The organism is Pseudomyxococcus flavus (genome assembly GCF_050038885.1).
Lineage (GTDB): Bacteria > Myxococcota > Myxococcia > Myxococcales > Myxococcaceae > Myxococcus > Myxococcus flavus.
The window spans coordinates 5396286-5413431 of record NZ_CP143624.1 but is presented as its reverse complement, the minus strand read 5'-3'; the positions used below and the strand labels follow the sequence as shown (position 1 = coordinate 5413431).

Here is a 17146-nt window from a genome sequence, read left to right as displayed (position 1 = left end):
GTCAGAAGTCCGCCGTCAGCTTGAAGGACAGCGTACGACCGGGACGCTGGACGCCAAAGAAGTCGAAGGCCTTGGCATTGGTGAAGTTGAACACCTCCAGCGTTCCGCCCAGCGTGGGCGTGCCCTCCCTGACATAGGAGAGCGCCGCCGTGTGGATGAGCTGCGCATCGACGTCCTGCTTGTACTCGCGCAGGCCCGCACTCTCCCAGCCACGGAAGAAGCCGTGCACGTATCGCGAGGTGAAGACGAGCGCGGCGGTGTCGCTGGGCTGCAGGAGCGCGCGGCGCTGCAGCCGGGCGGAGGCGTTGGCGAAGAGCCAGGGGCGGTTGGGGATACGGTCGCCCTTGAAGTCCTCGTAGTCCCCACCTCCGCCCGAGTTGCGGAAGTCCTGCCACGTCGCGTTGGCGTCCAGCGCCAGCCAATCACCTGGGACCGTCCATCCGGCGGAGGCCTCGACGCCCACCGAGCGCGCCGCGTTCACGTTCTGGTAGCTCAAGGTGGTCCCGTTCCCCAGGGGCACGATGAGCTGGTCGGCGAAGCGGGCGAAGCCGCCCACGCTTCCGCGGAAGCGCCCTGCCCCGGTGCGCCAGTCGTCCAGGAAGAGCTCCAGGTTGGCGTTGTGGCTCACCTCGGGCCGCAGCCCCAGGTTCGCGAGCACCAGCACACCGTCGCCGAACAGCTCGTCCGGGCCGGGCAGGCGCGTGGAGAACTCGTAGGACGCCTTCGCCAGCAGGCCGTGCGGCAGGAACAGGCGCAGGCTGTCGCCCACGCCCAGGCGCTCCGTGGCCTGGTCGTGCCGCCGGAAGACGTTGCCCGGGAGCACCTCCTCGGAGTCCGAGCGCATCATGTAGCCCTTCACGAAGGCCACGTTCTTCAGCCGACCGTCGCCCAGCACCAGTTCATGCTCGAGCCCGCCCACCAGCGTGAGCAGGTCGCGCTGCGCGGTGAGCGGGTCCCGCTGCCCCGTGCCCTGCCGGAGCCGGTCCTCTCCCTGGCGCGTCACGAAGGTGGGCGCCAGCGACAGCCGCATCCGCTGGGCCTGCGACACCTCGTAGTCGGCGTGCACGCGGGCCAGGACGCTGTGCTGCCAGATCACCTGGTCCGCGGGGAGGATGCCCAGCTCGCCCGGCTGGCGACGCACCACGCCCGGGTTGCCGTACCAGTCGTAGACGACCTCCGCCATGTCCCGGAAGTCGGTATCGCGCCGGCTGTAGCCGCCCACCGCCTCCAGGCGCAACTTCCCGGAGAGCAGCCCGCCCCGAGTCCAGGTCGCCAGTGCGCCGTAGCTCGACTCGCCGGAGCGTGCCTCGCCGTAGGGCACCGTCATCACCACGTTGTGCTGCAGCTCCTTGCGCGAGCGCGTGCCGAACACCCGCAGGCTGAGCCGATCCGCGTAGGGCTGTTCGACGACGCCGACCTCCAGGCCGGCGCCGCCCGCGACGAAGCCGTCATGGAAGCGGGGCACGCGCACGTCCAGTTGCCGCCCCCGATCATCGTCGACCTTCACGTCCACCTTGTAGTCGTTCTCCGCCAGGTCTCCGAAGGCGTGGCCCTTCACGAACAGCCCGCTGGTGCCCAGCTGGTAATGCCCCGAGACGGCGCCGCGGTACGTCCCGAAGGACCCCGCCTGCAACGACACGGACGCGCCGTTCGGCTCGTCCCCGTCCGACGAGACGAGGTTGACCGCGCCGCCGAGCGCGTCCGCGCCGAAACGCACGGGCACCACGCCCCGATAGACTTCCACGCGCTTCAGGAGATTGACGGGCACGTTGGCCAGCCCCAGCCCGAAACCCGCCAGGTCCAGCGGCACGCCATCCAGGAAGAAGCGGACCTGCTCGCCGGAGAAGCCATTGAGCGAGAAGCGACTGGCCGAGCCCAGGCCGCCATTGCGCTGCACGCTGACGCCGCTGTTGCGGCTGAGCACCTCGCCCAGGTCCGCCGTCTGCTGGCGGGCCTCCTTCAGCTCCACCACCCGGACCGCCTCAGCGGAAAGGGTGCGCTCCTCCCCCTTGCTCAGTTGCCGGCCCGTCACCTCGATGGTGGTCTCCAGGCTGACGCTCTCACTGAGCACCGCGTCCACCTCGGTGCGCTGCCCCGCGGCCACCTGGACGCGGTAGGCCTGCGGCTCGCAGCCGGGGACGTAGGCGTGCAGCTCGTAGGTGCCAGGCACAAGCCCCGTCACCTGGAAGCGCCGCCGCGCATCGACGCGCGGCGACCAGGTGCTTCCATCGGGCGCCAGCAACAGGACCTCCGCCTGCGCCAGGTCTCCGCCTTCACACGCGGACAGCTGCCCTCCGATGTCTCCCACCCCCGGGCGCTCCTGTGTGGCGGGGGCCGGCGCGGGGGCTTGCGCGTCCTGCGCCGCCGCGGGTGCCGCCACGGCCAGGGCCAGCAGACCCATGGCGCGCCAGCGCGCGTGGCCACGGAAGAGGAGGCGCGCACGGCGGGCGGAGCCACACGCCCGCGCCGGAGGTTCGACGAAGAGAGCCATGTTGCCTTGCATGAGTCGCGTGAAGAAGGCGGCGCGCGCCATGGACGGGGACATTCATCGTCCCTCGTGCGCCGGAATCGAAAGGGGCAGCCGGGCGTCCCGGGGGTCACGCGGGGAGATGCGCCCGATGGTCCAGGCAGATACCAGGAACAGGGCGCCCAGGACGGCCAGCGCCAGGTCCACGCAGAACACGTAGGGTGAGCCCGCCGGGTCGAACACCCGCCGCGCGTTCCGCCACGCGTCCAGCCAGGGCAGCAGGACCAGGATGCCACCGGAGACCGCAAGCAACTGCTGCGCCCAGCCCCGCGCGCGCGGATACACGAGCGAGCCCAACACGCAGGCGCACCAGCTCCCGAAGAAGATGCCGTGCTCCCACTGCACCCGGCGCGACAGCGTGTCCGGCAGCAGCTGGTTGGCCAGGAGGACGGCGGCGAGCGCGAACGCGGCGCCTCCGCAGCCCCCCGCGGTGATGCGCGCGAGGATGACGTCCACGCGGCGCATGCTGCGCGCGCGCCGCTCCAGCCACACGAGGTTGCCCGTCACGACGCACAGCGCGCTGAAGATGCCCAGCAGCGCGTAGGCGAGCCGCAGCCCCATGCCCGCGTAGAGGCCGGAGTGGAGCACGTACGCGGCCTCGAGCAACTGCGCCGTGGCGCCGGGCCCGCCAGCTTCGCGCACGTGCAGCACCTCGCCGTCGCGGGACACGCGAACGGTGGTGAACTCGTGGAGCCCCTGGCGCGCATGGCCGCGGACGTCGACATACGCCGAGGCGTCCCCCAGGTTGCGCATGGAGAAGCGATAGTGCCCGACGCCCGGCAGCGCCGCGCGGGCCTGCGCCAGCACCGTGGCCACGCGCGGCGCCTCCGCGCGCTGCCCCGAGGCCTTGCTGCCTCGCGGATAGCCGATGGTGGCCAGGCCCGCATCCAGGTTGCCGTCGAAGGCCGTGCGCACCACCACCGGCTGGAGGACCGCGGCATTCAGGCAGATGATGGCCGCCGTCCAGGCCATCACCGCCTGGAAGGGCAGGCCGATGCTGCCGAGCACCTTGTGCAGGTCGCCCCACATCGTGCGCAGCGCCTCGCGGGGCCGGAAGCGCACGAACTCCTTGCGGAAGCGCCCCACCTGGATGACGAGCCCCGTGCCCACCACCAGCAGCAGCACGATGGCCACCAGGCCGGCCATCAACATGCCCCCCGGCAGTGGATAGAGGAAATGCACCAGGAAGAGGAAGTAGCCCAGGTCGCTGCGCTCCGGCGCCTGCTCGCCCGAGGCAGGGTTCAGCCAGATGGCGGTCCGCTCACCGCCCTTGTCCCTCCACTCGAGCCGGAGCCATGGCGAATGGGGCGCGGGCAGGTCCACGTCCAGCACGGCCGCTCCCTCCCTGGCGACGTGCGCGTCCAGCCACGTCTGGAGCGTGGCCAGCGCCTGCGACTCGTCGGCGGCCACGGGCGCCCGCAGGCGTGGCTCCTGCCAGGGCATCAACTCGTGGCGGAACAGGGAGACGACACCAAGCAGGAACATCCCAACCAGCAGCACGGAAGCCACGGCGCCCGCCCACGCATGCGCCTCCCAGAGGAGGCGGTACGTCTCGGACTTGAGCTTCACGTGAACGACCTCCAGAGGACGAGCAGTGCCGCCACGCTCGTCACCCCGATGCCGGCCCACGCGCGGGCCTCCGTCCGGGCCAGGAGGACGGCGCACGGAGCGGCCGCCATCAGCGGGATGACGGCGATGCACGCCACCAGGTAACGTACGTCCGAGGAGGCGGGCACCACCGCCGGCAGCGCCAGCGAGACGAGCAGCGCCGCCAGCGGAGCCCCCACCACGGCCGCCAGCAGCCACGTCACCCCAGGGCGGCGCCGTGGCCCGGCACTCACGATGCGCGCTCCAGCACGCCCAGCACCAGGCCGACGGGAAGCAGCAGCGCCATGGCCCACACCGGCTTGCGCGCCAGGGGCGACAGGACGGCCAGCAAGGTGCCGGCCGCCATCACGTACGCCATGGCAGAGCCCAGGGCCGCCCCGGGACTGATGGCCCCCTGGAGGGAGGTAACGAGCCCGCCGAGCACGAGGACCGCCCCGGCCCCCATCACACAGGGGTAGGCGCGCAGGAAGCCCGGCCACCGTCCCATGTGGCGACACCACCACGCGCCGTAGAGGCACACCACCCCGAGCCAGAGGAGCGACGGAGCCAGAACGTCCATGCGGGAAACCTCGGACACTGCGAGGCCGCGCGGCCAGGAACTCCGCGCGGCGGGGCCGTCAGCGGATGCGAGCGACGTCCAGGACGAAGCCGGGGAAGGCCACGCCCGGCGCGGGCTCGCCAGGGGACAGGTCCATCAACGTGGACAGCTTGTAGTCGGCCGAGGCCTGGCTCACGAAGAAGCTGGAGCCGGACGCGAGCGTGAAGCCGCTGTAGGCCCCCGGCTCGCCCGCCACGCGTGTGGCGCCCGTGAGCGTGTCGAAATCAACCTGCCACCAGCTCCACCCCTTGCTGTACCACTCGCCGTACGTGGTGCCCGGCGCGGTCGGAGTGATGGCGGTGTCCGCGACCTGGAGCCACGCGGTGCCGTCCTCCGTCACGGCCATGACGGAGCCCACCATGCCGTCCCCGAGCGCGGACGAGACGCTGCCCACGAAGTCGGCATCGAAGGTCTGCTGCCCCGGGGAGATGCGCAGGAAGCAGTCCTGCTGGCCCGCCTCGCCGGCGCCATTGACCGCGTAGCCCAGCCCGTTGATGACGCCGCTGAAGAAGTAGAGCGTGTCGCCCTGGCGGGCCGTCTTCGACAGGTCACGGCAGCGCTCGTCCGCGTCCCAGGTCAGCGCATCCGTCTCCGTGTCGATGCGGACCAGCATGGTGCCCGGCTGAACCGCGTCATACGTCGGCGTCGACCAGCCCACCGCGAAGAAGGCCTCGCCCTCACGGCTGGCCCACTGGCTCATCCCGGTGACGTAGCCCTGCTGGATGACCTCCGCCGGCAGCTCCAGCGTCTTCTCGATGACCATCTCCGCCGGGTTCCAGACGATGACGATGCCCTGGCCCGGGTCCTTGTAATAGGCCTTCGTCTCGCTCACGAAATGCACGGCCTGGGCGCCCATCGAGCGAACCCCCAGGTTCAGGAACGAGAGGCTCGCGCCCGGCACCAGCGCGCCGTCGCGCACCTCGTAGCGCGTGATGGTGGGAGACTCACCCGCACCAATGGCGAAGAAGCCCGCGCCCTGGGCGGCATAGAGCCGGGGCGAACCCGGAAGCTCCAGCGAGTTCTCGTAGTCCAGCGTCTGGGGCTCATCCAGCGAGTCGACCAGGGTGAAGTAGCTCATCCGGCTGCCGTTGGTCTCCACCGCGGAGTGCACCAGGTAGAGCGGGCCCTCATCGCCGTCTCCCGGCCCCGGGCCGGGCGTAGGCGGGTCATCGTCGCCACAGGCGGCCAGGAACAACGCGGTGCAGGCCACGAGCCCCCGCGAGAAACGGCTCTTGCCAAACCTCAGTGCTCCGCCACGCATCGCTGTCTCCTCACGCTGGCCAGGTCAGTGAGTGTCGTCAGGGCGTCGTCCGGCCGCCCATGCCCTGAAATTGACACTCACTTTCAAAATCGACGCTGGCCGAATGGAGTAGCCCCGCCCGCTACGGGTGTCAAGCAACGCTGTGAGCGGACGGGAGGCCGCCGCGGACAGGGACTGGGATTCCCTACAAAGCAAACGCCGCGACCGGGTGCGACACAGGGCTGTTACGCCATGCGGCAGGTGACACCGGCTCGTTCGTTCAGCTCCGCAGCTTGCGGACCGTCAGGCTGAGCGGGACGGCGACCAGCGCGATGACCGTGGCCACCAGGTACACGTCGTTGATGCCTGTCACGTACGCGAGCAGGTCGAGGCGAGCACGGTCCGTCACGCCCTGCCGCACGAGCGCCTCCGCCTCCCAGGCCGAGAAGGTGGAGAGGAGCGAGGTGAAGATGGCGATGGAGAACGCGCCGAACACGTTGCGCAGCCAGTTGCTGATGGAGGAAGCGTGTCCGCTCAGCTCGCGCGAAAGCTGCTCCATGCCCGCGTTGCTCGCCGGCATCATCGAAAGGGAGATGCCGACGTTCCGCACCAGCATCCACATCAGCACATAGGTGTGGGAAACCTCCGGCGTCAGCCGGCTCAAGGCGAACGTGCCCCCGGCAATCATCAGGACGCCCGCCGTCATGAGGATGCGGGGCCCGAGCGTCCCATAGAGGCGGCCGACCAGCGGCATCAGCAGCGCCATCACCAGCGACGCGGGCAGGAGAATCAAGCCCGTGTCGAGCGGCGACGCGCCTTGAATCTGCTGCAAGAACAGCGGGATGAGGAACGCGCCTGAATAGAGGCTGATGGTGATGACGCTCGCGATGATGAGCGTCACCACGTAGCGGCCGTTCGCGAGCACACGCAGCTCGAGCAGCGGCGCGTGCGTCCTCAACTGCCGGACGACGAAGAAGACCAGCGACACCGTCCCCACGGAGAACAGCGCCAGGGTCTTTGCATCAGACCAGCCCCAGGCCCTCCCCTGACTCAGGCCGAGCAGGATGGCCAGGGTGCCGGTGATGACGGTGAGCAGCCCGGGGAGGTCGAACGCCTTCGGAACCTGTAGGCGGTAGTAGGGAACGGTCCGCACGGCCAGCCCCACGGCGACGAGCCCGAGCGGCACGTTGATGAAGAACAGCCATCGCCAGTTGCCCAGGGTTATCAGCCAGCCCGCCAGGGTCGGCCCGAACGCGGGGGCCAGCATCGACGCCAGGCTCCAGAGGCTCGCGGCCAGCGCCTGCCGCTCGCGCGGCAGGAGCTGATAGATGAGCGTCATCGTCACGGGCATGATGGCGCCGCAGAAAGCGCCCTGCAGGAACCTCGCGGCCACGAGCGAACGCACGTCCCAGGCCACCCCACACAGCACGGAGGCCACGACGAAGCCCGCCAGGCTGGCGACGTACACCCACTTGAAGCTGAAGCGTCCGCCCAGGTACCCGGTGAGCGGCGCGCTCGTGCCCATGGCGAGCATGAACCCCGTCAACGTCCACTGCAGCGAGGAGAGCTCCGCGCCGAAGTGACGCTGGAGCTCGGGAATGGCGATGGTGATCGTGCTGGAGCTCAGCACCGACATGAACGACCCGGCGAACAGGCTGAACATGAACGGCCAGAACCGGGGCACGCTCGGCGTGTCGGAAGGGCGCGTGGGCTGAGACACGGCTCAGCCCTCTCCCATGGCGGGGGGCGCACGTCAAAGGCGCGTTGGCTGGCCTCTCGGTGTCCGGCGTCCCATGAAGCCCCCACCTCACGCGAGCCGCGGAGAGCCACCCACCGCCGCCACCCTGCTCCTGCCATGCGCGGATGCGAGCAACCACCCGCCCCCCCGCGCGCGCTGCACCAGCGAGAGCGCCATCGCTGCATTCGCGTCACCTCGGGCGACGAGCACGGCAGCCGTGGAGAAGACGAACGCATACTTCATACGCGGCACAGCGTAGCCGGGCCCCGAGGCAGCCAAACAGCCCCAGTGGCATGCCCAGGAGCCCACCGCGACGGGAGGGCCGTGCGCCTCAGGCCAGGGCGGCCGCCACGAACTCGGAGAGCGCGGCCTCGAACTCCGCCGTCGCCTCCAGGAATGGCAGATGCCCCACAGCCGGGAGCCACATGCCTCGGCCCGTGCGGGCGGACGACAGCACCACCTCCGAGCTCATGGCTGGCAGGACCACCTGGTCGAGCTCGCCGTGGAGCGTCGCCACCGGCCGGCGGCAGCGCTCCAGCTCCACCGAATAGTCCTCTGCCCGTGAGAGGAGCGCACGCCGAACGTTCGGCGGCACACGCAGCATGGCGCGAAGGCCCTCTTCGACCTGCGACGGTTCGAGTCGTCGCGCCGAGCACGCCTCGATGAAGGTCCTCGCCGTGGCCTCATAGGTGACGGGGTCCTCCGACAGCAGGCCCCGCGCGTTGGACATCATCCCCGCCCCGAACAACGCCCGGGCGGGCTTGCCCGTCTTGAGCGATGCCGCCACGAAGAAGAGGCCACCCAGCTCGGCGTCACCCCGGTGCCGGAGATAGTCCCCCGCCACCACGCCACCGTACGACCAGGCCACCACCACCGGTCGCTCCAGGCCGAGCTGCCCGATGACCGCCTCGACATCCCCAGCGAAGTGAACACCGTCCACGTACGGCGCATCCCCCTCGGGCTTGTCCGAATCGCCGTGCCCCCGGAGGTCGAGCGCCACCAGGCGATGGCTCCGCGCCAGGCGCCCCTGGAGAATGCCGCTCCAGCTCTGGCGGCTCTGCGCAATGCCATGAAGGAAGAGCACGGACGGAGCGCCGGACAACGGCCCTGACTCACTCACCGCGAGCCGAACACCCCCAGAACCTTCGACGAAGCCAGTGCGCACCATGGTGCCCAGAGGCAGTACGCCCATGCTGGCGGAGCGTCAATCCTTCGCGCGATGACTCCGACGTTTTGTCGGCAAAATCACCGTGGCGCCCGAGGCCTCCGCGCGAAGGCCGGGGTGCCCGGCGAGGACGAGCTCCGTCGTCCGGGCGATGTGCTCGGTCAGGAGCGCACAGGCCCGCTCCGCGTCCCGCTCCAGGGTGGCCTTCACCAGGGTGGAATGCTCGTCCTCCACGTTCCGCCCCGCCTTGCCATAGGCCTGGGCGAGCCGTCGGTAGCGCTCCGTCTGGTCGAACAGGGTCGCATGGAACTTGAGCAGCCAGGGCGAGCCGCACGCGCTCAGCAAGGTCGCATGGAAGCGCGCGTGCTCGAGCTCCCAGGTGTCATCGAGCGTCCCGCTCCCCGACGCCGGCGCCCGCCGCTGGAGGCGATGCAGGGCCGCCGTCACCTCTCCTTCCCACCCGATGTCGCCGTGGACGATGGCCGCGCGCAGCGCGAGCGTTTCAATCTGCTGGCGCGTCCGCGTCAGGTCCAGCAGGTCCGCCCGGGAGATGGGCGCCACCCGGAAGCCGCGCTGGTCCTCGATGGTGACCAGCCCCTCCGACGCCAGGCGGCAGCACGCCTCCCGAAGCGGCGTCCGCCCCACGCCGTAGCGCGGCGCCAGGTGCTCGAGCCGCAGCTTCTCTCCCGGCGGCAGCGCCCCATGCAGGATGTCGCCACGCAGCCGGTCCACGACCGCCGATGCGAGCGTGGGTTCGGACACCGGGCCACGAATGCGGGATGGAACAGCCATCGATTTCCTCACCGATGCGCACCTATACGACACCGCGCGGAATTGACACAAGGCGTCAAATTGGATGCAAAGCGCATTTTGTCGACAATTGATTGAGCTCGGGGACCTCTCTCGCTAGCCTGCGCGCGTAGCCGAGGGAGACCAGCGACAATGCGGATTGCTTCGATTCTCGTGAGGGATGAGCCTGCGCTGGGCGTGCGCACGCCCAGGGGGATGGCCAACGTGACGGCGCTCGCCCCGTCGGTCGGCAGCTCACTGCGTGCCCTGCTGGAGCGCGGGCCCGGTGCGCTGACGGCCGTGGTGGACCTCGCCGCCAAGGCCTCGGCCCCGCACCTCCTCGCTGACTCGGAGTTCCGCTACCGGCCGCTCGTCCCCGAGCCGAGCAAGTTCCTCTGCCTGGGGCTGAACTACGTCGCGCATGCCACGGAGGCCACCTACGAAACGCCTCGGCACCCGGTGGTCTTCACGCGCCTGCCGTCGAGCCTCCTCGCCCATGAGGAGTCGATGGTGGTGCCCACCTGCTCGCACCAGCTCGACTATGAAGCCGAGCTCGCCGTGGTGGTGGGCCGCCCGGGGCGGAACATCCCCCGCGAGCGCGCGCTGGAATGGGTCGCGGGGTACACGCTCTTCAACGACGGCTCGATTCGCGACTACCAGAAGCGCACCCACCAGTGGACCGTCGGAAAGAACTTCGACCGGACGGGACCGCTGGGTCCCGAGCTCGTCACCCCTGACGAGCTCCCCGCGGGTGCCCGCGGACTGCGCATCCAGATGCGCGTCAATGGCGAGCTCCTCCAGGACGCGAACACGTCGGACATGATTTTCGACGTCGCCACCGTCATCGCGGACCTTTCCGAGGCCATGACACTCCAGCCCGGGGACGTCATCGCCATGGGCACCCCCAGCGGTGTGGGGGCCGCGCGAAAGCCGCCGCGCTTCCTCCAGGCCGGAGACGTCTGCGAGGTCTCCGTCGAGGGCGTGGGCGTCTTGCGCAATCCCGTCGCCCAGGCCACGGAGTGAGCACGAGTCGTTGAGGACGCACCCAAGGGAGGACGTATGTCCACGCAAGCGAAGCTGCCCAGCCGCCTTCACCACACGGCCTACGTGACCAAGGACCTCGAAGCGACGCGGAAGTTCTACGAGGACCTGATTGGTCTGCCGCTCGTCGCGACCTGGTGTGAGTCGGACGAGCTGTTCGGCGCCGTCCGCACCTACTGCCACACCTTCTTCGAGCTCGCCGACGGAAGCGCGCTGGCGTTCTTCCAGTTCGAGAAGCCGGAGGACCAGAAGCTCTTCGGGCCGGAGATTCCCTCCTCGCCGTTCCACCACATCGCGCTCAACGTGGACCAGGAGACGCAGCAGGGTATCGAGCAGCGCCTGCGGGCCGCCGGCTACAAGGAGCCCGAGATGTACGTGCTCGAGCATGGCTACTGCCGCTCGCTCTACGTGAACGACCCGAACGGGATGATTGTCGAATTCACCCACGACAGTCCGCAGGCCGTGCAGCCCGACCTGGTCCAGGCCCGCCGCGCCAAGGCGCACCAGGAGCTGAAGCGATGGCTCGCCGGGGACCGCACCTCCAACAACGTGTTCCGGTGAGCCTCCTCACGCTCTCGTTCGACAACGGGCCCGACCCTCGCGTGACGCCTCGGGTGCTCGACGTCCTCGCGTCGCACGCCATCACCGCGCAGTTCTTCGTGCTGGGGAAGAACCTCGTCACGGAGGAGGGACGACGGCTGGTGTCGCGTGCGCGCGATGAAGGGCACCTCGTCGGGAACCATTCGTACACGCACGCCATCCCGCTCGGCGAGGACGTGCGCCCGGATGCGGTGGAGGCGGAGATTGCGGCCACGGATGCGCTCCTCGCGCCCCTGGTGCCCGGACCGAAGTGGTTCCGCCCCTTCGGTGGGGGCGGCAAGCTCGGTCCGCACCTGCTGAGCCCACCCGCTGTCGAGCACCTGCTCCGCCACCAGTACTCCTGCGTGCTGTGGAACAGCGTTCCGGGGGACTGGCTCGACCCCAAAGGTTGGCCCGAGAAGGCGCTCGCGGACTGCGCGTCACGCGCTCACACGCTGATGGTCCTCCACGACATCCCGGATGCCTGCCTCGAAGGGCTGGACGGGTTCCTCCACGAGGCCAAGGCTAGGGGGATGCGCTTCACCACGGCGTGCCCACCGGACTGCGTTCCCATCGTGGACGGGCGCATCGTGAGTGACCTCTCGGGCCTCGTTGCTGCCAGGGGCTGAGGCGCACGGCGGCGGTGGGGGGCCTGCGCCTACTTCGACCAGCCCGGTCCGACGGACATCTCGTAATCGCGGCGCACCACTTCCCCTGCCCCCACCGAGAAGTCCGTGCATCGCTCGAACGACGTGCAGATTCGATAGCTTCCCGGTTCGAGTGCCGCCTCGTAGAAGCCGTCCCCGTTCGACGTCACGGAGGCGACCTCCGTCTCCCCTGGCAGCGCTCGAATCAGCAAGGTCATCGACCTCGGCTCGGATTCGCACTTCCCGGAACAGACATCGTCGACGTAGGTGGTCACGCCAAAGACTCCCTGCGAAATCGTCAGGGAATCGAGCGGGTCGGAGTCGCCACATGCCGACCCTCCCACCACGATTGCAGTAAGGGCCGCCAGGAATATGGGATGACGTTGGGCCATGGCGCCACCATATGCCCGAGCCTCCTGGCTGTCCACCCCCGGGGGATGCCTGTCATTGAGCGAACGCCAGCGCCTCCCAGGGACGAAGATTGCCTTTACCCAACGCCCTGTCGCCCAATGCACTACCGCACGGCAACCGGGTGCAGGCCAGCGCGGCGCTTCCCGCGGCGCAGCACCAGGAACAAGCTCCCCGCGAGCAAAGCGACGAGCACGAGGTCGCGCGCCGAGCCAGGCCGAACATCGACGAAGATGCTCGCGGCCTGGAACATCATCGACTCCGGCGACGCGACGAGGAAGCTGCACAGGTTCAGTCCCGTGTGGACCCCGATGGCAGCTTCAAGTCTCCCTGTCCGGAGGGTCAGCCATGCCAGCAGGCTCCCCACCGCGAGGTAGTAGGCCGCCGCCCCCACCGGCGTCGCCGAAGCCTCGGGATTGGGCAGGTGGGCCACCCAGAACATCAAGCTGCTCACGCCAACGGCAAACCATGGCCGGAGGACAAGCCGATAGAGGCCCTGCATCAGCCAGCCGCGGTAGAGCAGCTCCTCGGCCGCGGCCTGGAGCGGCACCAGGGCCAGCGTGAGCAACACCGCGGAGAAGAAGCGTCCCGCCTCGAAGTTCACGCGGAACGAATCCCCGTCGACGAGCACGTTTACCAGCGTGGCCACGCCGAGGACGGCGAACGTGCCGGCTGCCGCCTTCACGACGATGCCGAGGCGAAAGCCTCCCTCCTGTCCCAGTAGGCTCGTGAAGGGACGCTTGTGCAGGGCGCGGACGCAAATTGCCAGCATGCCGAGCATGACGACGAACGACACCATGCCGACCATGAACACCGGGAATGGCATGTTCTCGACCACGCCAGCCGCCAGGTCGAACCGGAATCCGGTGTCGCCCGCGCGCTGCGCCGCCAGGTACACGAACACCGAGTAAGGCACATTGAAGAGCGTGACGGAGAGCCCCAGCAATATCGCGGTCAGGACGTATCGCCACGGCTGGTTGAGCCCTCGTGCTGCCTGCTCCAGATAGACATTGGACATGACCCTCTCCTTTCCACGGCCAATCGGCCGCGGCGTGGGACCCCATGGGATTGCGTGGCTTCTGACTACGGACCAGACGCTTCGAGCGCCGCCGCCAGCCGCTTCCGCGCCAGATGCAAGCGAGACCAGACGGTGCCTTCGGGAATCCCCAGGACGCTGGCGATCTGCGCGTGCGACAGCCCTTCCACCGCGAACAGCGACAGCACGGTGCGGTGCTCCAACGAGAGCGTGCTCATCGCCGCATCGAGCCTGCGCTTCCGCTCCCGGCCCTCCACCGTCTCCTCCACCTTGGCCCGGGGGTCCGCCACCTCGACATCGACCGCATCGCCGGTGTGGCGCAGGCGTCGCGTCCGCGCCGCAACGGCCGCGCGCACCGCGATTCGATATGCCCAGGTCGACAGCTGCGCATCTCCCCGGAACTGGGGCAGGGCACGCTGGATCGACAGGAACGTCTCCTGGACGGCATCCTGGGCATCGCTGGCGTCACGGGTGATACCGAAGCAGAGCACGTACAGCTTCTCGCTGAGGGCCTCATACAGGCGGCGGATGACGTCCTCGCGCACGGTGGCGTCCCCCGAAAGGGCCGTGGCGCGCAGGGCCTCCTCGTCGAATGGCAGGCGCGGCGTCATCGCTCGACCTCGAGCTCCGCGCGCTCACGCAGCAGCTGCGGCCTTCGCTTGCCGATGATGTAGACCGTCACGGCGATGTTGACCGTGGCGGCGAAGAGAAGGGTGACGAAGCCAGCGGTCCCCTTGTGGCGTACGAGGAACGCGGTCCCCACCATTCCCACCGCCATCATCGGCCAGAGCCACAGCTGGGTGCGCAGGTCCTTCAGCTCCGTGGCGATCTGAGCCCGCCGGTGCCCTATCCAGGCCTCGACACCGACGCTGGCCGCCTCCGCTGCCCGGCGCTGCTGGTGACGCAGCGTCAGGGCCAACCCCACCGCGAAGAGCACCCCCACCGCCGAGATGATGGCCCACAGCCGAAGCGGTGCATCCGGCGCGAACAGCGGTCCCAGAAACGCGCCCTGCCCCACGAAGGACGCAACCGCAATCCAGGGCCCGTACTTGAGCCAGAAGCGGTCCCTGGCCAGCGCCTTCGAGACGACTGCGTACCTCGAGGCGGGCCTGGGGCCAGTGCTGAGCGCACGCCCCACCTCCGCCGACAGCGCCTCCGCGCGCTGGCACACCGGGCACGTGGCCACGTGCGCCGCGGCCTCCTTCATCTCCAGGGCATCGAGTGCACCGTGGCGGCTCATCTCCAGCGCCAGCTGGTACTCGTCACAACTCTTCGTGCTCATGCTTCCTCCTTTCGCCAGCTCAGAGGCGTGAGGAGGAAATCCCTTCACTTCCCATGCGCTTTTTTCACGGGGCTCCCCGCGTGACGGTGACGCGCCTCGGAACACTGCCGCCCCGGAAGCGACGGAGCGTCTACGGGGCGGCCACGGCGCTCAGAATGAACCTCGGCAGCAGCTCCTCCCGGAACTTCCGCCAGATGGACACATGGTTGTAGTTGCCCGCGGTGAACATCACGACGAGGTCCAGCTCGGGAACCACCATCACCAGCTGGCCCCCGTTCCCACTGGCCTCGTACTGCGAGTACACACGGTCGCCGACACGCAGCTCGTGGCGCCACCAGGTGTAGCCGTAGGTACGCCCATCCCCCATGGTCGCGTGGTTCTCCGTGGAGCGCTCCACCCAGCGCTGGCTCACCACACGCCGGCCATTCCACATGCCTCCTGACAGGTAGAGCTGCCCCAGCTTGAGGGCATCGCGAGGGCGCATGTAGATGCCGCCGCCCAGGTACTGCTCCCCCGAAGGCATCAGGTCGACGTGATAGCCGCGCATCTGGAGCGGCAGGGCCACGTTCTTCTCGAAGAACTCCGGAATCCACATGTGGGTCGCGTTGCGAAGGACGCCCCCCAGCAGGTTGATGTTCGCCGAGCAGTACACGCCCTTCTCACCGGGCGCGCCCACCATCGGCAGGTCCAGCGTGTACTTGTACCAGTCCGGCACGTCGTCCCAGAACCGGTCCTCGTTGCCAGGCGAGGCCGGGTCATCATCGTCGCAGGCCAGCCCCGTCGACATGGTCATCAGGTGCGCGACGGTGAGCTTGCGCTTGCGCTCGTCGAGGTTCGCAATCTGCCCCTTGTACTCCGGGAACATCGAGACGACCGGCGTGTCCACGGTGAAGGAGTCCCCCTGGTCCAGCGCGATGCCCATCAACAAGGAGGCATACGACTTCGCGGCGGAGCGAAGGTCATGGGGACGCTCCTTGTCGAAGCCCTGGAAGTACTCCTCGACGACGAGCTTCCCCTGGCGCGCGATGAGCAACCCCTGGATGGCGGGCGCGGACTCCGGCCCGGGCTCCTGGTCGAGAATCTGCTGCACGAGCTCACGGATGGGCTTCACGTCCATCTGGACATCGGCCAGGGAAGCGGTCTCCCAGCCGTCATCCTCGGCGATGGGAGGCTGGTAGACATAGGGCCCCGGCGCGGGCGTACGCGCATAGAGGCCCACGGCCTGGTCCCTGTCCCGACGCGTGAAATCGAACGTCGTGCCCAGGGACGGCAGGAACAAGGACAGCCGCCCCGCTTGCGCGTCGAAGCGCCCTTCGAGCTGCACGTTCCCCGTGGTCGACGTCAGGCGCACGTCGCTTCCCTGGAGCGCCACCCGGAACAGCAGCCGGTTGCCGAAGTTCCGCTCCGGATTTCGAATGAACGCGCTCACGGCGCCATCCGGCTGCTTCTGGACCACCAGGTACAAGGAGAACCGGTCCTCCAGGGGCGCGACGACGCCGCGCCAGACGCCCGGCTGGAGGACGCGCAACACCACGGGCGTGGCGAACGACATACCGCTCATCAGCACCCGCGGCTGAATCCAGTGGCCGGAGATGTGGCCCGTTCGCGCCTCCAGCGTTCCCCGAAGCTCACCCTGGCCCCCCGGGAGAGCGACGGAGATCCGCCTGCCCTCCACCCGGACGGGGACGTCGAACGCACCGATACGAGCACGCCAGGCGCCTTCGCCACGCACCAGCGTCAACTCGCCCCGGACCTGCGGCCCGAGGACCCGCTCGCTGCCCCATGTCCCCACCAATGACGCTGCGGGGTCGACCGGCGCGGTGGCCGCGCCCATCAGCCAGGGCACGAGCCCCAGGAAGAACCAGACGCCCCATCGAGCCCTAGCAATCGAGTTGCGATTCGCTTCCATGGCGAGCGGGAGCGTACACCTGCCCGCACCCCGCTCCCAGGCATCCCTCATTGCCCAGGTGTCGAGCAAGACGGCGGACTGCCAAAGTCGCAACGCGGGCCCCTGCGGGCTCTGCCGGTGAAGACGTGAGCCCCACCTGACGGCGCCAGCCTGGAACGGGCAGCTACCGCCGGAAGAACGACACCTGCTGGAATCGCAGCCCGGCCAGAATCTGCTCCACCCGTGCATCGGACAGCGTTCCGATGCGCGCGCCCAGGCGCGTCTTCTCGACCGAGGAAATCTGGGACACGACGACGACGCTCTGCTTGGGAAGGTTCCCCTCGCCCACCTCGAGCAGGACGTTGCCAGGCTCGCTGGCCCGGTGCAGGTTCGACGTCAAGGCGCACACCACCACCGTGGCGATGCGCGAGTGGTTGAAGATGTCGTCCTGGACCACGACGTGGGGATGGGCATAGGCCGGGACAGGACCGCGAGCGTCGTCCGGCCCCAGCCAGAAGACGTCACCGCGGTTGATCGGCACGGGCTCCGCGCCGGATGGCGCTCCTGCGTCCGTCGTCATGCTGCACTCGAGCGTAAGGC

The 17146-nt window shown here is 69.1% G+C and carries 17 protein-coding genes; 3 read left to right on the top strand and 14 right to left on the bottom strand.

Features of this window, described 5'->3' with window-relative positions:
- Position 1 precedes the first annotated feature (1 nt).
- The 8 genes from mxcH to VZL07_RS22575 all read right to left on the bottom strand — a co-directional run bounded on the left by mxcH (position 2) and on the right by VZL07_RS22575 (position 9668).
- The gene (mxcH, locus tag VZL07_RS22610; protein WP_426749688.1) at positions 2–2545 is read right to left on the bottom strand and encodes a TonB-dependent siderophore myxochelin receptor MxcH; all 2544 of its coding nucleotides are present in this window, start codon (positions 2543–2545) and stop codon (positions 2–4) included.
- Complete coding sequence (locus VZL07_RS22605) at positions 2546–4096, bottom strand: PepSY-associated TM helix domain-containing protein (RefSeq protein ID WP_426749687.1); 1551 nt, start codon at positions 4094–4096, stop codon at positions 2546–2548.
- Positions 4093–4368, bottom strand: coding sequence for a hypothetical protein (locus VZL07_RS22600; RefSeq protein WP_426749686.1), 276 nt, complete (start codon positions 4366–4368; stop codon positions 4093–4095). The genes VZL07_RS22605 and VZL07_RS22600 overlap by 4 nt, the downstream gene beginning before the upstream one ends.
- Positions 4365–4694, bottom strand: a complete 330-nt coding sequence (locus VZL07_RS22595) for a hypothetical protein (protein ID WP_426749685.1) — start codon at positions 4692–4694, stop codon at positions 4365–4367. The genes VZL07_RS22600 and VZL07_RS22595 overlap by 4 nt, the downstream gene beginning before the upstream one ends.
- Positions 4695–4752: 58 nt before the next feature.
- Complete coding sequence (locus tag VZL07_RS22590; RefSeq protein ID WP_426749684.1) at positions 4753–5994, bottom strand: MxcI; 1242 nt, start codon at positions 5992–5994, stop codon at positions 4753–4755.
- 259 nt (positions 5995–6253) lie between these two features.
- Entirely contained in the window at positions 6254–7693 is a 1440-nt protein-coding gene (locus VZL07_RS22585; RefSeq protein ID WP_426749683.1) for a DHA2 family efflux MFS transporter permease subunit, read from the bottom strand.
- A gap of 349 nt (positions 7694–8042) precedes the next feature.
- Positions 8043–8903, bottom strand: coding sequence for an alpha/beta fold hydrolase (locus VZL07_RS22580; protein ID WP_426749682.1), 861 nt, complete (start codon positions 8901–8903; stop codon positions 8043–8045).
- A gap of 12 nt (positions 8904–8915) precedes the next feature.
- The gene (locus tag VZL07_RS22575; protein WP_426749681.1) at positions 8916–9668 is read right to left on the bottom strand and encodes a GntR family transcriptional regulator; all 753 of its coding nucleotides are present in this window, start codon (positions 9666–9668) and stop codon (positions 8916–8918) included.
- Between the two features lie 171 nt (positions 9669–9839).
- On the opposite strand from VZL07_RS22575, the gene VZL07_RS22570 reads away from it, so the two are divergent.
- The 3 genes from VZL07_RS22570 to VZL07_RS22560 are packed head-to-tail and all read left to right on the top strand — an operon-like array spanning position 9840 to position 11914.
- On the top strand, positions 9840–10688 hold the full coding sequence (locus tag VZL07_RS22570; protein WP_426749680.1) for a fumarylacetoacetate hydrolase family protein: 849 nt from the start codon (positions 9840–9842) through the stop codon (positions 10686–10688).
- Positions 10689–10724: 36 nt separating this feature from the next.
- On the top strand, positions 10725–11267 hold the full coding sequence (locus tag VZL07_RS22565; RefSeq protein ID WP_426749679.1) for a VOC family protein: 543 nt from the start codon (positions 10725–10727) through the stop codon (positions 11265–11267).
- The gene (locus tag VZL07_RS22560; RefSeq protein WP_426749678.1) at positions 11225–11914 is read left to right on the top strand and encodes a polysaccharide deacetylase family protein; all 690 of its coding nucleotides are present in this window, start codon (positions 11225–11227) and stop codon (positions 11912–11914) included. The genes VZL07_RS22565 and VZL07_RS22560 overlap by 43 nt, the downstream gene beginning before the upstream one ends.
- Positions 11915–11943: 29 nt before the next feature.
- Here VZL07_RS22560 and VZL07_RS22555 read toward each other — a convergent pair whose 3' ends face one another.
- The 6 genes from VZL07_RS22555 to VZL07_RS22530 form a co-directional block, all read right to left on the bottom strand.
- Positions 11944–12207 (bottom strand): carboxypeptidase regulatory-like domain-containing protein, encoded by a 264-nt coding sequence (locus tag VZL07_RS22555; RefSeq protein WP_426749677.1) that lies wholly within the window; start codon positions 12205–12207, stop codon positions 11944–11946.
- A gap of 239 nt (positions 12208–12446) precedes the next feature.
- A complete protein-coding gene (locus VZL07_RS22550; protein WP_426749676.1) occupies positions 12447–13358 on the bottom strand; it encodes a CPBP family intramembrane glutamic endopeptidase in 912 nt (303 codons plus the stop codon).
- Positions 13359–13423: 65 nt separating this feature from the next.
- Positions 13424–13987: an RNA polymerase sigma factor gene (locus VZL07_RS22545; RefSeq protein ID WP_426749675.1), complete on the bottom strand. Its 564-nt coding sequence runs from the start codon at positions 13985–13987 to the stop codon at positions 13424–13426.
- A complete protein-coding gene (locus VZL07_RS22540; protein WP_426749674.1) occupies positions 13984–14658 on the bottom strand; it encodes a hypothetical protein in 675 nt (224 codons plus the stop codon). The genes VZL07_RS22545 and VZL07_RS22540 overlap by 4 nt, the downstream gene beginning before the upstream one ends.
- Positions 14659–14788: 130 nt before the next feature.
- Complete coding sequence (locus VZL07_RS22535; protein ID WP_426749673.1) at positions 14789–16567, bottom strand: serine hydrolase; 1779 nt, start codon at positions 16565–16567, stop codon at positions 14789–14791.
- A gap of 163 nt (positions 16568–16730) precedes the next feature.
- A complete protein-coding gene (locus tag VZL07_RS22530; RefSeq protein WP_426749672.1) occupies positions 16731–17126 on the bottom strand; it encodes a type II toxin-antitoxin system PemK/MazF family toxin in 396 nt (131 codons plus the stop codon).
- Between the last annotated feature and the right edge of the window lie 20 nt (positions 17127–17146).